The 15,483-nt window shown below is 40.9% G+C and carries 15 protein-coding genes; 3 read left to right on the forward strand and 12 right to left on the reverse strand.

All coding sequences use genetic code 11. The features are described from left to right. Positions 1 to 86: 86 nt before the first annotated feature. Both proC and argB read right to left on the reverse strand, forming a co-directional pair. A complete protein-coding gene (gene proC, locus BMX56_RS12045) occupies positions 87 to 908 on the reverse strand; it encodes a pyrroline-5-carboxylate reductase (RefSeq protein WP_090647124.1) in 822 nt (273 codons plus the stop codon). Then, on the reverse strand, positions 905 to 1,750 hold the full coding sequence (argB, locus tag BMX56_RS12050; protein ID WP_090647129.1) for an acetylglutamate kinase: 846 nt from the start codon (positions 1,748 to 1,750) through the stop codon (positions 905 to 907). Before argB ends, proC begins: the two co-directional genes overlap by 4 nt. A 203-nt stretch (positions 1,751 to 1,953) precedes the next feature. On the opposite strand from argB, the gene BMX56_RS12055 reads away from it, so the two are divergent. Then, the gene (locus BMX56_RS12055; RefSeq protein ID WP_090647134.1) at positions 1,954 to 3,252 is read left to right on the forward strand and encodes an NAD(P)/FAD-dependent oxidoreductase; all 1,299 of its coding nucleotides are present in this window, start codon (positions 1,954 to 1,956) and stop codon (positions 3,250 to 3,252) included. 123 nt (positions 3,253 to 3,375) lie between these two features. Here the strand turns inward: BMX56_RS12055 and BMX56_RS12060 are convergent, their stop codons facing one another. Next, complete coding sequence (locus BMX56_RS12060) at positions 3,376 to 4,092, reverse strand: hypothetical protein (RefSeq protein WP_090647138.1); 717 nt, start codon at positions 4,090 to 4,092, stop codon at positions 3,376 to 3,378. 549 nt (positions 4,093 to 4,641) lie between these two features. Here BMX56_RS12060 and BMX56_RS12065 point away from each other — a divergent pair. After that, positions 4,642 to 5,886: a cation:proton antiporter gene (locus BMX56_RS12065; RefSeq protein ID WP_090647141.1), complete on the forward strand. Its 1,245-nt coding sequence runs from the start codon at positions 4,642 to 4,644 to the stop codon at positions 5,884 to 5,886. A 3-nt stretch (positions 5,887 to 5,889) separates the two neighbouring features. Here the strand turns inward: BMX56_RS12065 and BMX56_RS12070 are convergent, their stop codons facing one another. The 8 genes from BMX56_RS12070 to BMX56_RS12105 all read right to left on the reverse strand — a co-directional run bounded on the left by BMX56_RS12070 (position 5,890) and on the right by BMX56_RS12105 (position 13,111). Beyond that, entirely contained in the window at positions 5,890 to 6,498 is a 609-nt protein-coding gene (locus BMX56_RS12070) for an FMN-binding negative transcriptional regulator (protein WP_090647144.1), read from the reverse strand. 57 nt (positions 6,499 to 6,555) lie between these two features. Next, complete coding sequence (locus BMX56_RS12075) at positions 6,556 to 7,503, reverse strand: N-acetylornithine carbamoyltransferase (protein ID WP_090647148.1); 948 nt, start codon at positions 7,501 to 7,503, stop codon at positions 6,556 to 6,558. Between the two features lie 69 nt (positions 7,504 to 7,572). Then, entirely contained in the window at positions 7,573 to 8,700 is a 1,128-nt protein-coding gene (locus BMX56_RS12080; protein ID WP_090647152.1) for an aspartate aminotransferase family protein, read from the reverse strand. Between the two features lie 155 nt (positions 8,701 to 8,855). Next, complete coding sequence (argC, locus tag BMX56_RS12085; protein ID WP_090647156.1) at positions 8,856 to 9,893, reverse strand: N-acetyl-gamma-glutamyl-phosphate reductase; 1,038 nt, start codon at positions 9,891 to 9,893, stop codon at positions 8,856 to 8,858. Positions 9,894 to 9,923: 30 nt separating this feature from the next. After that, on the reverse strand, positions 9,924 to 10,328 hold the full coding sequence (locus BMX56_RS12090) for a cupin domain-containing protein (protein WP_090647161.1): 405 nt from the start codon (positions 10,326 to 10,328) through the stop codon (positions 9,924 to 9,926). 2 nt (positions 10,329 to 10,330) lie between these two features. Then, positions 10,331 to 11,557: an argininosuccinate synthase gene (gene argG / locus BMX56_RS12095; RefSeq protein ID WP_090647165.1), complete on the reverse strand. Its 1,227-nt coding sequence runs from the start codon at positions 11,555 to 11,557 to the stop codon at positions 10,331 to 10,333. Between the two features lie 69 nt (positions 11,558 to 11,626). Next, positions 11,627 to 12,274: an N-acetyltransferase gene (locus tag BMX56_RS12100; RefSeq protein WP_090647169.1), complete on the reverse strand. Its 648-nt coding sequence runs from the start codon at positions 12,272 to 12,274 to the stop codon at positions 11,627 to 11,629. Between the two features lie 573 nt (positions 12,275 to 12,847). Beyond that, positions 12,848 to 13,111, reverse strand: coding sequence for a CHC2 zinc finger domain-containing protein (locus BMX56_RS12105; RefSeq protein WP_177183788.1), 264 nt, complete (start codon positions 13,109 to 13,111; stop codon positions 12,848 to 12,850). Between the two features lie 199 nt (positions 13,112 to 13,310). Here BMX56_RS12105 and BMX56_RS12110 point away from each other — a divergent pair, with 199 nt between their 5' ends. Then, positions 13,311 to 14,318, forward strand: coding sequence for a GntR family transcriptional regulator (locus BMX56_RS12110; protein ID WP_090647179.1), 1,008 nt, complete (start codon positions 13,311 to 13,313; stop codon positions 14,316 to 14,318). A 19-nt stretch (positions 14,319 to 14,337) separates the two neighbouring features. On the opposite strand, the gene BMX56_RS12115 is transcribed toward BMX56_RS12110, so the two are convergent. Then, positions 14,338 to 15,369, reverse strand: coding sequence for a GntR family transcriptional regulator (locus BMX56_RS12115; protein ID WP_090647184.1), 1,032 nt, complete (start codon positions 15,367 to 15,369; stop codon positions 14,338 to 14,340). Positions 15,370 to 15,483 lie beyond the last annotated feature (114 nt).

Here is a 15,483-nt window from a genome sequence, read left to right on the forward strand (position 1 = left end):
GGCACTAATTAGTGTATTGCAGCATTGTCTTGAACCAATCTAATTCGTGTAATTAGAAAAAATCTGTGACAATTTGTGTGTCAATATTAATGCTCTTCCTTTTTATAAAGGTCGCCGGCCTTTTCGGCAGATAACTTAATGCCCTTTATCATGGCCGAACTAAAGCCATTGTGTTCCATCTCGTTAAGCCCGGCAATGGTACAACCGCTTGGCGATGTTACCTTATCAATTTCCTGTTCGGGGTGCGATGATAGCTGCAATAACAAATCGGCAGCGCCTTTGGCCGTTTGCGCAGCCATCTTCAAGGCGTCGCCGGCGTGGAAACCAATCTCGGTGCCGCCTTGCGATGCAGCACGGATAGAGCGTAAAAAGAAAGCAATACCGCAGGCACAAAGTGCGGTAGCCGATGTCATTAATTCTTCATTAATCTGGATGCTTACGCCAACGGTGTCAAAAAGTGATTTTACCAGGTTGATGTTTTTATTGGTACCGTTATCGGTGGCAATACAAGTCATGGAGTGGCCAATTGCTATGGCTGTATTAGGCATGGCACGCACCACCTGCACGTTTAATTCCAGCTGCTGGCGAATGTCGCTGCAACTAACGCCGGATATTACTGATATTAGGAGTTGTTTTTCGGGCTTAATCGCAGGCCTTATCTCGTCAAGTAACTTATTCAATTGCTGTGGCAAAACTGCCAAAACTATAATATCCGATTTTTTAACGGCTTTTAAATTGTTATCGGTGGTATGATAGCCTAAAGCGGCGTAATCTGCCAGTGCACCTACATTTCTGCGTGTAAGTGTTATTTGCTGAGGTTTGCAAATACCTGCTTTAACTAACCCTTTGGCTAATGAAAGCCCGATGTTTCCAGAGCCCAAAATGGCTATTTGCTGTGATGCGTTCATGTGGTTTTACTTAAACGAGTTCCAAATGGTTTGTTATTCTTTATATTTCCTAAATCGTCGCTTTTGCCAATTATTACTGCTTTTACGCCGCAGGCTATCGCCGTAAATGCATTATCGAGTTTAGGCAGCATACCGCTGTGTATAATTCTCTCTTTTTTTAATTCTTCGTAGTGCTCCGGGTTTATCTCGCGTATTAATGAATCCTCATCATCAATGTCTTGTAAAACCCCCTTTTTTTCAAAGCAATAAATCAGGGTTGTATCATACAACGATGCCAGGTTCACCGCTAACGCCGATGCAATAGTATCGGCATTAGTATTTAGCAACTGCCCTTCTCCATCGTGCGTTATCGCGCAAAAAACGGGGGTAAATCCCGCTTCCATCAATTTGCTTATATTACCCGGGTTGATAGAGTTTTCGTCTATATCGCCCACAAAACCATAATCAATAGTTTTTACCGGGCGTTTTTTTGCTTTAATAAAATTACCGTCTGCGCCGGTAAGCCCTATGGCGTTATTGCCAAAGCGTTGTAACTGAGCTACTATGTTTTTATTAATGAGGCCACCGTATACCATGGTAACCACTTTTAACGTTTCTATATCGGTTATGCGCCGGCCATCAACAAGCTTTGCTTCAATGCCCAAATCTCCCGCTATTTGTGTTGCTACCTTACCACCGCCATGTACCAATATTTTAAAGCCATCCAGCGTTTCAAAATCTTTCAGGAAATGATATAAGTTTTCGGAGTTATCTATTACATTTCCGCCGATTTTGATAACATGCAGACTTTTTTTGGCCGCTATTTCAGTCGATTTAATAGAAACTGTATCACTTTTGTTCATTCTTCACAGTAATTTAACACGGCACTTATCAATTTGACTCTGTTTTTAAGAAAAATCTGTTAAAAATAAGAAATTATAGTCTATTTCTTATAAAAATCATTCAAAAATGATTATCTGGTTACAGTATTGTAAGTTTACAATTTGATTATGAAATAATTAGTATACTTCAGTTTAAGGCATTAAACTTGCTGTAAATTTTCCCTATGGATAAAAAGAAAGGTACAAAGCCACGTGTAGTGATCATTGGCGGCGGTTTTGGCGGACTGGAATTAGCTAAAAACCTTAAAAATGCACCGGTAGACGTACTGCTGCTTGATAAACATAATTACCATACATTTCAACCGTTGCTTTACCAGGTAGCTGCCGGTTCCATCGCTGCCGATTCTATTGGTTTTCCAATACGGAGGATTTTTACAAAGCAAGATAATTTCAGGTTTGCACTCGCAGAAGTTGAACAGATACATCCTGAAACTAATACACTCACCACTAATATTGGCACTGTATATTATGATTACCTGATTATTGCAACAGGATCGAATACTAACTTTTTTGGTAACAAAGAAATTGAGCATTTTGCTATGCCGATGAAGAATATCCCCGAGGCATTAAACCTGCGTAGTTTGATATTGCAAAACCTCGAAATGTCGTTGGTTACCAAAGACCCGGAAGAGAAAGCAGCTTTGATGACTTTTGTTGTAGTAGGCGGAGGGCCAACCGGTGTGGAGTTATCCGGCGCACTTGCCGAAATGCGCCAGTTAATTCTGATGAAGGATTATCACGGCTTACGTAAACATAATATGAAAGTTTACCTGGTTGAGGGTAAGGATGTTGTACTTGGCGCCTTCTCGCAGGCAGCATCGGCAAAAGCAAAAAAGTTTTTGGAAGACATGGACGTCACCATTTACAATAGTGTGCACGTGCAAAGCTACGATGGCGTTTTGCTTAAAATAGATGACGGTACTACCATACTTACCCGCAATGTTTTATGGGCAGCTGGCGTAAAAGGCGAGGTGCCTGCCGGCTTACCCGAGACTAATATTACCAGGGGCAACCGCATACAGGTTGATGAAATTAATAAAGTAAACGGTTATAGTAATATTTTCGCTATTGGCGATGTATCGGCCATGATAACACCCGAAACACCAAATGGGCATCCGGGAGTGGCACCTGCGGCTATTCAGCAGGGAGAGTGGCTTGCCAAAAACCTGGTGAGGATATTGAATAACCAGGCTACAGTTCCGTTTAAATATAAAGACAAAGGATCGTTAGCTACAATAGGTCGTAACAAAGCCGTGGCCGATTTGGGCAGGCTGCATTTCCAGGGATTTTTTGCCTGGTTATTGTGGGGCTTTGTGCATTTAATGTCGTTAGCCGGTTTTACCAATAAGGGAATTATATTTTTTAGCTGGGCTATTAATTATTTTAATAAAAACAGCGACAACCGCCTGATTGTACGTTATTTTGATACGGAAACCCGGATGACGGATCCGGAAAACAGGTAAGGCAACAAATTGCTTAGCTTTCAGTAACAACTCCGTAACGGTTTTGCCAGCAGTGAACTTAACAAGGATTAATATTAGAAACCGCCCGAGGCAGCGGTCTCTAATGTTTTTTATAGCATTTAATTAAAAGGAAGCAGCGGTGGCACCTGAATATGCATCCAAAATATTAGTATAGCCTGAAGAAACAGCCTTGGTTGTTCCGTCATTATACCATGCCCATGTATGGTCATTACTTCCGGCTATTCCAATGCCAACTATGTCACTAATTAATTTGCCCGAAGCCGGTGTATAAGTATAAGCCGACCTTATTGATGCAAGGTTAGTTGCCGAGCCCACAGTTGCAGTTCCGTTTTTATACCAGGTGTATACATTATTGGAAGTTTTGGCTATGGAAATAGCCAAAATAGTGGTCGGTGTTTGACCCGGTGCGCAAGTATAGCTTACAGGAGCACTGTATGCGGTAGCATTATTTGAATAGCCTACAGAAACGGTTCCATCAGAATACCAATAATAGCAATGGTTGTTGCTTGCAATAGCTATTGCAACCACATCATTTGGTGTTTTACCGGCAGGTAATGTATAAGCGATAGGTCCGCGGTATGCTGTAGAATTTGTAAATGTTCCTGAACTTACCGTGCCTGATTTTGACCAATAATAAACACTATCGCCATGCGACACATCGATTTCTGCAATATTACCTATACTGGAGGAGAAATTGTTTCCCGAAGCTGGTGTCGATGGTGCTAATGATTTGACGCCTGCATCTTTTTGGCAGCTGCTAACAATAGCCATAAGCGTCATCGCAACAAACAATAATTTTACATTGATTATCTTGTTCATGTTTAAGTTTTTAATAGTTGATGATTGAAATAGTAGTTCTGCTTTAGATTTTAAATAATTGGAAATTACTTCTTTTGGCACTTTGCTTAAGGAAGCGTTAAGTGATAGGGTTTTAGCTCATGGTTGATATTGTTTTAAGTTTATAATGATATAAAGTTAGTATTATATTGCAGGTATGATATTAATTAATAATATTTAATAAAAAAACTTCAACCTGGGCAATAAATTAGCATAAATGAAAAACTGCTTAAGCGGTTATGGGTATGTGAGCTATATATTAAATTAAAATATTTTATATGTAAAGGGAAGGAGATATCCTGAATTTTATTAATTATAAAGAAAAATAAAGCCCCTGTTTTCGTTAGTTGACGTTGTTTGTAAAAGCATCATAGGTGTTAGCCGGGCCATTAATTATTTTGCCATGGCGTGATGGCTTTTTAATTGAAAATTTTGGTATGTCATTCTGATAACAGGCATTGGGTGGAAATAAAAAGCTATTAGTTTTAAAACATTGCGGCGTTTATTTTATTAGTTAAAAAGTAAACGCCTATGGATCTGTTTGTTGTTATTGCTTTATTGGTTATCGTAAGCGCATTTTTTTCCTACCTAAATGCGCGCTTTATAAAACTTCCGGGTACCATCGGTATTGTTTTGATAGCCACCATAGTTTCTATTGTTATATTAGTTGTTGATAAACTGGATCCCGCAACAGCCGGGTATTTAACAACCCTTGCCAAGAATATCGATTTCTCGAAGGTGGTGCTCAATATTATGCTGGGTTTCCTGCTGTTTTCCAGCGCGTTTAACCTCGATGGAAAAAAACTTAAAAAAGAAATGCGGCCTGTGCTGGTGCTAAGTACCTTAGGGGTAATATTATCTACTGCCATTTTCGGCTCGCTGTTGTATTACCTGGCTCCATTTTTTCATATTCATATGCCACTTATTTATTGCCTGCTGTTTGGGGCTTTAGTATCGCCAACCGACCCGGTGGCGGTTTCGGCAATTGTTAAAAATTCAAAATTGCCTGCGCACCTGGAAACCATTATTTCGGGCGAATCGCTATTTAACGATGGCGTAGGTTTGGTGTTATTTGTGATTTTACTTGAAATAACCAATGTAGGCGAAAAAAACATAGAGGCTTCGAAAGTAGTTGTACTCATTTTAAAGGAAGTTTTGCTGGGGATTATAGCAGGAGCTGTTTTTGGGTACCTTGCGCAACGACTGATGAAATCGGTAAAGGATTTTCAAACCATTGTGCTTATCTCGCTGGCATTGGTGATGGGCTTATCGGTATTGGCCACCATTTTTGAATTTTCGATACCGTTAGCAGTGGTGACCGCAGGTCTGTTTGCCGGGAGCCATTCCATCAACCAGGATAATAAAGAGCGGTCGCATGAATCGCTGGAAAAATTTTGGCAATTGGTTGATGAAATGCTGAATACTATTTTGTTTGTAATGATCGGGTTACAGCTTATCAATTTACCATTCGTCAACAACTATTGGGTTACCGGGAGCATATCTATTGTGTTTATCTTGATAGCGCGCTGGCTGAGTATTATGTTGCCGCTTACTTTTTTAAGGCGATCATTAAAGGTAAATTACAGCAATATTAACGTGATGACCTGGGCTGGATTAAGGGGAGGTATCTCCATAGCACTGGCGCTAACTCTGCCAAATACGCCTTACCGTCATCTTATTCTCTCTGGAAGTTATTTTATAGTGATATTCTCGGTAATAGTTCAGGGACTTACACTTAATGCTATGATAAACAGGGCATCTAAGTATATCGAATAAATGCTATTTTAATTTCGACATATATTTGGCGATCTCGCTTTCAGCGGAATCTTCGCTTTTACTTAGCGTGTTGATGATGTTTTCACGCTCAAGTACTGATCTGTTCTGGCTTAGCTTTTGTTTGCCTTGCAAATCGTCGACGACGATTTCAAATGCCACGATGCCTTTCATCATCCTTTGCTTGTAATCATCAGGTAGGTTGTTCCATTGTTGCAGATAACCGGCTTCATAATTGTTTATCATTTTGGCTAACAGACCGGCAGTTTCATTTCCCTCGGCTAATAAACTTGCTTTTCCGTAGGCGTGTACAGCTAAGTAATTCCAGGTAGGTACATTGGTTTCCTTTTCGTAATTGCTGGGCGATATGTAAGCATGTGGTTCGGTAAATATCACCAATACAGGTTTATTAATTATGGCCGATGCCTGTGGGTTTGCTTTGGCAAAATGAGATAACAGCACCAGTTTATCATCATGCTGCTCAATCAAAAAGGGGAGGTGGGTAGCAACCGGCACATCATGATCGGCAGTAATTATAGTGGCAAAGCTGTAGCGTTGCATAAAACTTACGGCCTCTTGCTGGTCGGGAAACTTATTGAAAGCTGGTATGTACATAGTTCTCGAGAATCAAGAGTTAAGTTTTTGCTAAATATGTGCATCTATAAAAGCTAACTACAAGCTTTCCAGCATTTGCTTTAGCACTGCCTGGGCCGCCCAAACGCGGTTACCGGCTTCGTGTACAACAATGCTGTTAGGCCCGTCCAAAATTTCGTCAGACAACTCTAAGTTACGGCGAACAGGTAGGCAATGCATCACCTTAGCATTATTGGTTAATTTCAATTTTTCATTGGTCAGCATCCATTCCTCATTTTTGCCTAATATGTTACCGTACGGCTCATAGGCCGACCAGTTTTTTACGTAGATAAAATCGGCGCCTGCCAATGCCTCATCCTGGTTATAACTGATAGTTGCACCTTGAATGAAATCGGCACAAAGCTCATATCCTTTGGGCTGTACGATGGTAAAATCAACGTCAGCCTTGCACATCCACTCGGAAAATGAATTCGGTACGGCTTGTGGCAGCGGCTTAATATGCGGCGCCCAGGTTAATACAACTTTAGGGCGCGCCGTGGTTTTTAATTCAGTTATGGTAACCAAATCTGCAAGGCTTTGCAAAGGGTGGCGGGTAGCCGATTCCAGGCTCACCACCGGTACTTTGCAAAACTCTACAAACTTGTTAAATATCATTTCGCTATAATCTTCCTCGCGGTTACGCAAGCCGGGGAATGAACGTACGCCAATAATATCGGCATACTGCCCCATAACGCCCGCCGCTTCACGGATATGCTCAACAGTTGTGCCGTCCATTACAACGCCATCGCGTAGCTCCAACGCCCATCCTTCTTTATCGATGTTAAGCACCATCACATTCATGCCCAGGTTAAGGGCCGCTTTTTGCGTGCTCATGCGTGTACGCAGGCTTGGGTTTAAAAACACCAATGCAAGGGTTTTATTTTTGCCCAATTCCTGGTTGGCATAAGGGTTTTGCTTAAGCGCCAATGCCTCTTTTACAAGGGCATCAATATCGGTAACGTCGTTTACAGAAGAAAATAGTTTCATAAGTCTATTAATATAGATATAACAAATACTTTTATAGTCTCCCCTTTAGGGGAGATTTAGAGGGGCCGCTTATTGATTTAAAACATCTACAAAGGCTTCCAGGAACCTATCCGCATGAGCCCTGGTTAAGTTCAAAGCAGGTAATAACCTTACTACGTTAGGTTTAGCCTCGCCTGTAAAAATATGGTGTTTAAATAAAAGTTCTTTACGGGCATGAGATAACTCTTCGGGCAATTCAATCCCGATCATCAAACCGCGGCCCCTTACTTCTTTTACCTGCTCCAGTTTTTTAAGTTCCTTTATCAGGTACTCGCCAACTGTGGCAGCATTTTGCATCAGGTTATCCTGTTCCATTACTTCCAACACGGCTAATCCGGCGGCGCAGGCCAAATGGTTGCCACCAAACGTAGTGCCCAGCATGCCATAAGCCGGCTGTATTTTTGGCGAAATAATGATACCACCAACCGGGAAACCATTGCCCATTCCTTTGGCCATGCTGTATATATCGGCATCAACTCCTGCAAAATCCTGCGAGAAGAATTTACCGGTACGCCCATAACCACATTGAACAGAATCAGCTATAAAAACAGCGTTATACTCATCGCACAATGACCGGGTTTTTTGCAGAAAACTTTCTGGTGCTACCTGGATACCGCCAACGCCCTGGATGCCCTCGATAATTACAGAGGATATTTCGTTATCGGCAAAAGCCTGTGCCAAAGCAGCCTCATCAGCCCAGGGTAAAAATATTACATTGTCGGTTTCGTTAATAGGGGCAACAATCTTTGGGTTATCGGTAACCGCAACTGCTAAAGATGTACGGCCATGAAATGCCTTGGTAAATGCGATAACCTTCTTTTTGCCATTATAAAACGATGCCAGCTTTAAAGCATTTTCGTTTGCTTCGGCACCGGAGTTGCAAAGGAATAGTTGATAATCTTCTTTGCCTGATACTTTGCCTAATTTGGTGGCCAGTTCTTTTTGGATAGGGATTTCGATGGAGTTGGAATAAAAACCCAGTTTGTGCAATTGATCTTCTAAGCGCTTCACATAGTGGGGATGTGTGTGCCCGATAGATATTACAGCGTGACCGCCGTACATGTCAAGGTATTCGTTGTCCTGGGCATCATATACAAGGCTGCCCTGGCCTCTTACTATATTTATTGGATTGATAGGATATACGTCGAATAATTTCATTTTTTTAAGCTTAAAGCTAAAAGCTTAAGGCAGAAAGCCTTTATTTTCTTAGCGTTTGATAAGGCCAATCAGCATGGCTTTAACTTTGTTAGTTGACTTATTTGTTTGCTGAAACAAATCTTGGTTATCGTCGGCAACTGCCTTTAGCCCTAAGCTCAAAAAGCAGTCGCCTTAAGTCGTAGCCCTGCGCGCTCGTCCAGTCCGAACATTAGGTTCATGTTTTGTACTGCCTGGCCCGAGGCACCCTTGAGTAAATTATCCATAATGCTGACAATGAATATTTTATTGCCATGTTTTTGTACCTGAATAAAGCATTTGTTGGTGTTTACAATTTGCTTTAAATCGATGTTCCTGTTGGTAACGTGGGTAAATGGATGACCATCGTAATAGTTTTGATATAGCGCTAAAGCTTCATCCTCGCTTAAGTCGCTTTCTGTGTATATCGATGCGATAATACCACGTGTAAAGTCGCCGCGGTAAGGCACAAAGTTGATGGCTTTATCGAAACCAGATTGTAGTTGCTTTAACGATTGCCCTATCTCATTCAAATGCTGATGATTAAACACCTTGTAAACAGATAAGTTATCATTCCGCCACGTAAAGTGCGAAGTGGCAGCCAGGCTTTGGCCTGCGCCTGTTGAACCGGTAGTTGCGGTAATGTGTACTTCGTTGTTTAACAATCCTTTTGATGCAAGGGGCAATAATCCCAATTGCAAACAAGTAGCAAAACAACCCGGGTTGGCTATGTTTTCTGCCGTTTTAATGGTTTCCCTGTTTAACTCAGGCAAACCGTATGTGAAGTTTTTACTTTTTACTTTTGAATTTTGATTTAAACGAAAGTCCTGGCTAAGGTCAATAATCTTTACTTCGTCTGGAATCTCATTCGCATCCAAAAACTTTTTAGCATCGCCATGGCCTACACAAAGGAATAATACATCAATATCAGTATTAAACTCCGCTGCGAATTTCAGGTCGGAATCGCCAAACAAATCGGTATGTACCTCGTAGATATAATTGCCGGCATTGCTGTTGCTATGTACAAATGCAATATCAACGTTAGGGTGGTTAATGAGGATACGCAGCATTTCGCCGCCGGTATATCCCGCGCCGCCAATAATGCCTGCACGTATAGCCCCCCGACCCCCTGAAGGGGGAGTTGAACTACTTGTTATATCTTTTAAATTATCAGTCATAATATCAATTATTATTCCCCCTTCAGGGGGTTAGGGGGCAACATTGATCCTGTCATTATTTGTTGATGGATATGAATATAAAATAAACTCCAGGTCACTCCGGTCGTTATTACTGATGAAATGTTTTTGCCCCGGTAATATTTCGATGCCTTGTTCCGGCTTTAAAACGGTTGTTTCTCCATCAATGGAGAAAGTTGCCCGCCCTTTCAAAATAAAGAACAATTGAGTTGCCTTTTCATGGTAATGTAATTGTTCAGCCGTGTCTGGCGGCATTAGCTCCTGTTTTACAGATAATGCCTCGGTATCAATAAAAGTCCAGCCGTGGCAATCATCTCCCCAGTTATAATGCTTCAGGCATTCTCCTTTTGAAAAAGGAGCCCCCCTGCCCCCTAAAGGGGGAGTAGGAATAGCGTTGGTATTTTCTTTATCTCCCATGATTAGTCTTGAGCAATTTTCGCTCCCCCTTCAGGGGGCTGGGGGGCATTTACTTTGTGATAGATCATTACCTGGTTACCAAATATTTTCGAGAAACCTTTAACGTCTTCGCCGCTCCAGGAGTTATTCATTTCGCCATAGCTACCAAATTTATTCGACATCAAATCATGATCCGATTCAATACCTACAACCTGGAAACGGTATGGATGTAATTGAACAAATACTTTACCGCTTACGTTTGCCTGGGTATCACTTAAAAAGGCCTCCATGTTACGCATAATGGGGTCATGGAACTGGCCTTCATGCAGCCAGTTACCATAGAAAGCAGAAAGCTGATCTTTCCAGGACAGCTGCCATTTGGTTAGCACGTGTTTCTCTAAAGTATGGTGAGCCTTTATAATTACCATTGGTGCTGCAGCCTCAAAGCCTACCCGGCCTTTAATACCAATAATGGTATCACCTACGTGAATATCCCTGCCAATGCCATATGGCTGAGCTATGGCCTGCAAAGCCTGGATTGCTTTGGTTGGATGATCATATTTTTCATCGTTAATACCAACTAATTCACCTTTGTCGAAGGTAAGAACAAGATCCTTTACCTCAGATTCGGTTACCTGGGTTGGCCATGCTTCTTCTGGTAAACCTAAGTTAGATGTTAAAGTTTCTTTACCACCTACAGATGTTCCCCAAATGCCTTTGTTAATTGAATACTTGGCTTTCTCGAAGTTCATTTCCACTCCATGATCTTTCAGGTATTGAATTTCCTCTTCGCGGCTTAATTTTAAATCGCGGATAGGAGTGATGATCTTAACTTCGGGAACCAGGATATTGAAAATCATATCGAAACGTACCTGGTCATTACCGGCACCGGTGCTGCCGTGGGCAACAAACTCGGCGCCAATTTCTTTGGCGTAGTTAGCAATGGCAGTAGCCTGGCTCACACGCTCGGCACTTACCGAAAGCGGGTAAGTGTTGTTTTTCAATACATTACCATAAATCAAAAAACGAACACAGGTATCGTAAAAGTTTTTGGTTTCATCAACCACATGGTGCGATGTTACGCCCATTTTATAAGCGCGTTCTTCAACCCCTTTTAACTCTTCGTCGCTAAAACCGCCGGTATTTACAATTACCGAATGAACTTCATAACCAAGATCCTGTGTTAAATATATACAGCAAAATGAGGTGTCTAATCCGCCGCTGTATGCTAATACTACTTTCTTTTTCATTTTTTGAGGCTTAAAGCTGAAAGCGGAAGGCTCAAAGCTTTTATGTGTTATTTGGGTGATTTTTATTATTTAACTTTCTATGTGGCCAATGCGTTTTTTTATGGCATTTTCTATCCTCTCCAATAATGTGGCCTTATGCGTAATGCGTTTCATTTTTTCTTCGTCCTGCTTCATTTTTTCGGCGGGATCGAACAGCATGGCGGTGCACATGCAGTTTTTGCGGCCTTTGCTCATCAGGATGTCGTAATTAACGCAGCTTTTGCAGCCTGCCCAAAAGTTTTCGTCCTGCGTAAGCTCAGAGTAGGTTACTGGTTCGTATCCAATTTCTGAGTTTATCTTCATTACCGCCAGACCAGTGGTTAGTCCGAATATCTTGGCTTCCGGATACTTTTTACGCGAAAGCTGGAAAATGGCATGTTTAATTGCCTTTGCCAAACCCACTTTACGGAAGTTTGGGTTGACGATAAGGCCCGAGTTGGCAACAAAATCGCCATGGCTCCAGGTTTCAATGTAGCAGAAGCCGGCCCAGGTACCGTCTTTATGCAAGGCGATAACTGCTTTGCCTTCCAGCATTTTGTTGGCAACATATTCTGGCGACCGTTGCGCAATACCCGTTCCGCGTGCCTTGGCCGATTCGGCCATTTCATCGCAAATCATTGTGGCATAATCTACATGCTGTGCTGTAGCAACCTGAATATCAAAATCTTGTATGGTCATTTAAATAGATAATTACCGTTAAATTAATTGGCTTTTGATCGCCTTAATAATTAGATGGCTTTTTTACAAAGAAGTTTAACAACTCTTTTGCGGGGTTTAGTACGGGAAATTAATTCAAACCCTTGGCATATAGGGCCTTCGTCGGGAAGGGCAGGATAAAAAAACAGTCGAACCCAAAGCAGCGGCAATGGGAGCAAATGTTGCTCTTGTTGCGGGCTTATTTAAGCTTGGTTGATTCATTTTTGTTGAGGTATTACTGTGTTTTTAATTTGGGTGCAAATTAGGCCATAAATTTTTACTTATCCAAGAAAAAACTTACATTATAACATTTAAATGGAAATGAGATAACCCGCCCGTTATTATCCCGGTGAAAAGACGGTAAAATAAATTGCCGCCATTTAATTTTGGTGTGCCACGAAATTGCCACGAAAACGGTACACAAACACTCAAAATTAAGTCAAAAAGACGGCAAAAAAGTTCAATTAGTTTCAATTTTTGTGCAACTAATTAACACGTTTACGCAATTGGTGATAAATCGAAGATTTTGACGATAGCCCCCGGTGCCGTACGTCTTTATTTTGCCTGGGCGATAAGCCCGATTGCGTCTTCGCGCGATTTATTTTCAATTGCCATCACAAATTCTATCGGGCCGCCGCCTTTGCCACAGCCGAAACATTGAAACATATTTTTTTCTTCGTAAACCATTAATGATGTAGCCTGGTCTTTGTGGAAGGGGCACTTACCTTTAAGCGCTTTTCGGCTTACTTCGAGCAGGATGTATTTGGAGACGATTTCTACGAGGTTGGGTTGGACAGGGGTGGAGATAGATTCTGACATAGACATATAAGATGGGCGAAAATAAGAATTAATACGCGTGGTTAAAGCGGTGAACAAAAAAACGTTGCTTTACCTTGCACTATCACAACAAATGGCCTTAACCTGAAAATACCACGATATAGGGTTTACCGCGGAGTGATGAGGTATGATTTAATTTTCCTATTGTTGTAAATCATTAACCTGGTATCAGCTAAACCTAATGGGAACAAAACAAATAAATAATTATAGGGTAAAGTCCCTGGTGCAACAAACGGCCAATTCCATTAAAAAAGATATAGATAAAGGCGTTTACCGAAAAAATGAACAACTGTTATCCATAAACATTTATAGCAAACAATATGGCGTATCAAGGGATACTATTGAAAAAGCCTATATCATTCTAAAACAGGAGGGATATATCCATTCAGTTTCGGGAAAAGGGTATTTTGTAATTGGTAAGCCCGATGTAAGGATGAAGGTTTTGTTGTTGTTCAACAAACTGAGCTCTTATAAAAAAAACGTGTATGATGCTATAGTGCAAACCCTGGGCGACAAAGGCAGGGTCGATCTTCATATTCACCACTACAATCCTGCTTTGCTTGAAGAGAGTATAGAAGCTAATTTGGGCAATTACCATTACTACCTGGTGATGCCGCACTTTTTTGACAATGCTAACGAGCTGGAATACTTAAATATTTTAAAAAGAATTCCGGCCGGCCAACTGATATTGGTAGATAAGTACCTCCCCCAATTAAACAATGTTTCTGCAGTATTCCAGGACTTCAGAAATGATATTTATGGTGCGTTAAATGAAGTTACCTATCATTTAGCAAAATATGAACGAGTAGCAGTTATTTTCCCTTTCAACCGCCACCATCCGCCTGAGATAAAAGATGGTATCGCCCAGTTTTGTGAAGAGAACCAAAAGAAATTTGAAGTTGTTTCGTCAGTTAAACTGGATGAGCTAAAAAAAGGCACTGTATATATTGTACTTGCCGAGGATGATTTAGCCGACCTGATTAAGGCTGTCAGGATCACCGGCAACAAATTAAGGAAAGATATAGGCATTATATCATTCAACGAAACTGTATTTAAAGAACTGCTGGATATCACCGTAATATCTACCGACTTTGAAGAAATGGGCCGGAAAACTGCAGAGCTCATGCTCCAAAATAAAGCAGCTGTTATCAAAAATGAATTTAAGATCATTATCCGGAAATCATTATAATACTTGTCGTGGTACAGGCTTATAATGATGATCTTAAGGTTAAATAAAATGGCACCTCATACCTGCCTGTATACCCGTTTTTTATAATGTCGGCAGTCATTTCTCCCATTTTTTCAAAATCTGTTGATATGGTGGTTAAGCCGTTTAGTATAATTTTTTTTAGCGGGGTTTCGTTATACGATATCACACCAACATCTTTACCTATCTGCAATTTTGTCGATAGCATCCGTTCAATCAAAACAACCAGGTCATTCTCCATCAGGTTTATAAAAACCTCGCCTTCGTTTATAGGCTCTCCATGTATATCATGAACAACTTTATAGGTAAAGGCGTACTGGATACAGAAGGTAAAGAAACCTTTTAATATCTCACCCGGAAAATAGGTGTATTCGGGAAATATGATCTTTAACGTATGGTACTTGCTTAGCTGCGGCAACGCCTGCTCCAGGGCATGAAAAATATCTTTTTCAAAATTTTCGTATACCGCGGCGAAGTCGCCTTTTACACCTGGCACAAGTTTGTCGAGTATTATCAGCTTGTCTTTGGGTAAGGTATTGATGATATCATGTACATTTTCGCCACCATCCATAAAGTGCGGTAAAATTACGTAGTGCGTATAATCATTACTATTGTTTTGGATTAGCTTTTTAAAAAACTCAAAATCGTTATTGTATATATAAAAGTCGATAGCGGCCTCATGACCAAGACCATCAACAATGGCATCATATACCAGCTTTTTATGGGTGCTTAACTTATTGAATATTAAAAACACTTTGTATTGCTGGCCGGCCTCGGTGTTTTTTATATAATATCCCTTACCCGGTACGGAGCCAAGCAAGCCAATTGATTTTAAATGTTTATAGGCTTTTTCGGCAGTATCCCGCGATATTTCAAAATTGAGGTTCAGCTCGTTAATGGAGGGTAGTGTTTCATTAATAACCAGTTTGCCTTCGCGTACACTTTTAATAATGCAATTGGCTAATTGTATGTATTTGGGTGTGGATGAATAATAGTCAATAAATATGTATTCCAGTAAACGCGAAGACTTCATATCTCATTATTAAATCCTGTACCTGGTTATAAATTTAAAAGCGGCTTTACCGGGTCAAAGTTAAAATATTCTGTCAAGATAATCAGGATGCCACAGGATTGCTCACTGAGAAAA

It is taken from the genome of Mucilaginibacter sp. OK283 (genome assembly GCF_900110415.1).
Lineage (GTDB): Bacteria > Bacteroidota > Bacteroidia > Sphingobacteriales > Sphingobacteriaceae > Mucilaginibacter.

Bases quoted from the DNA above. Each gene is read 5' to 3' on its own strand.
- proC (WP_090647124.1), bottom strand. From the start codon at position 908: ATGAACGCATCACAGCAAATAGCCATTTTGGGCTCTGGAAACATCGGG.
- argB (WP_090647129.1), bottom strand. From the start codon at position 1,750: ATGAACAAAAGTGATACAGTTTCTATTAAATCGACTGAAATAGCGGCC.
- BMX56_RS12055 (WP_090647134.1), top strand. From the start codon at position 1,954: ATGGATAAAAAGAAAGGTACAAAGCCACGTGTAGTGATCATTGGCGGC.
- BMX56_RS12060 (WP_090647138.1), bottom strand. From the start codon at position 4,092: ATGAACAAGATAATCAATGTAAAATTATTGTTTGTTGCGATGACGCTT.
- BMX56_RS12065 (WP_090647141.1), top strand. From the start codon at position 4,642: ATGGATCTGTTTGTTGTTATTGCTTTATTGGTTATCGTAAGCGCATTT.
- BMX56_RS12070 (WP_090647144.1), bottom strand. From the start codon at position 6,498: ATGTACATACCAGCTTTCAATAAGTTTCCCGACCAGCAAGAGGCCGTA.
- BMX56_RS12075 (WP_090647148.1), bottom strand. From the start codon at position 7,503: ATGAAACTATTTTCTTCTGTAAACGACGTTACCGATATTGATGCCCTT.
- BMX56_RS12080 (WP_090647152.1), bottom strand. From the start codon at position 8,700: ATGAAATTATTCGACGTATATCCTATCAATCCAATAAATATAGTAAGA.
- argC (WP_090647156.1), bottom strand. From the start codon at position 9,893: ATGACTGATAATTTAAAAGATATAACAAGTAGTTCAACTCCCCCTTCA.
- BMX56_RS12090 (WP_090647161.1), bottom strand. From the start codon at position 10,328: ATGGGAGATAAAGAAAATACCAACGCTATTCCTACTCCCCCTTTAGGG.
- argG (WP_090647165.1), bottom strand. From the start codon at position 11,557: ATGAAAAAGAAAGTAGTATTAGCATACAGCGGCGGATTAGACACCTCA.
- BMX56_RS12100 (WP_090647169.1), bottom strand. From the start codon at position 12,274: ATGACCATACAAGATTTTGATATTCAGGTTGCTACAGCACAGCATGTA.
- BMX56_RS12105 (WP_177183788.1), bottom strand. From the start codon at position 13,111: ATGTCAGAATCTATCTCCACCCCTGTCCAACCCAACCTCGTAGAAATC.
- BMX56_RS12110 (WP_090647179.1), top strand. From the start codon at position 13,311: ATGGGAACAAAACAAATAAATAATTATAGGGTAAAGTCCCTGGTGCAA.
- BMX56_RS12115 (WP_090647184.1), bottom strand. From the start codon at position 15,369: ATGAAGTCTTCGCGTTTACTGGAATACATATTTATTGACTATTATTCA.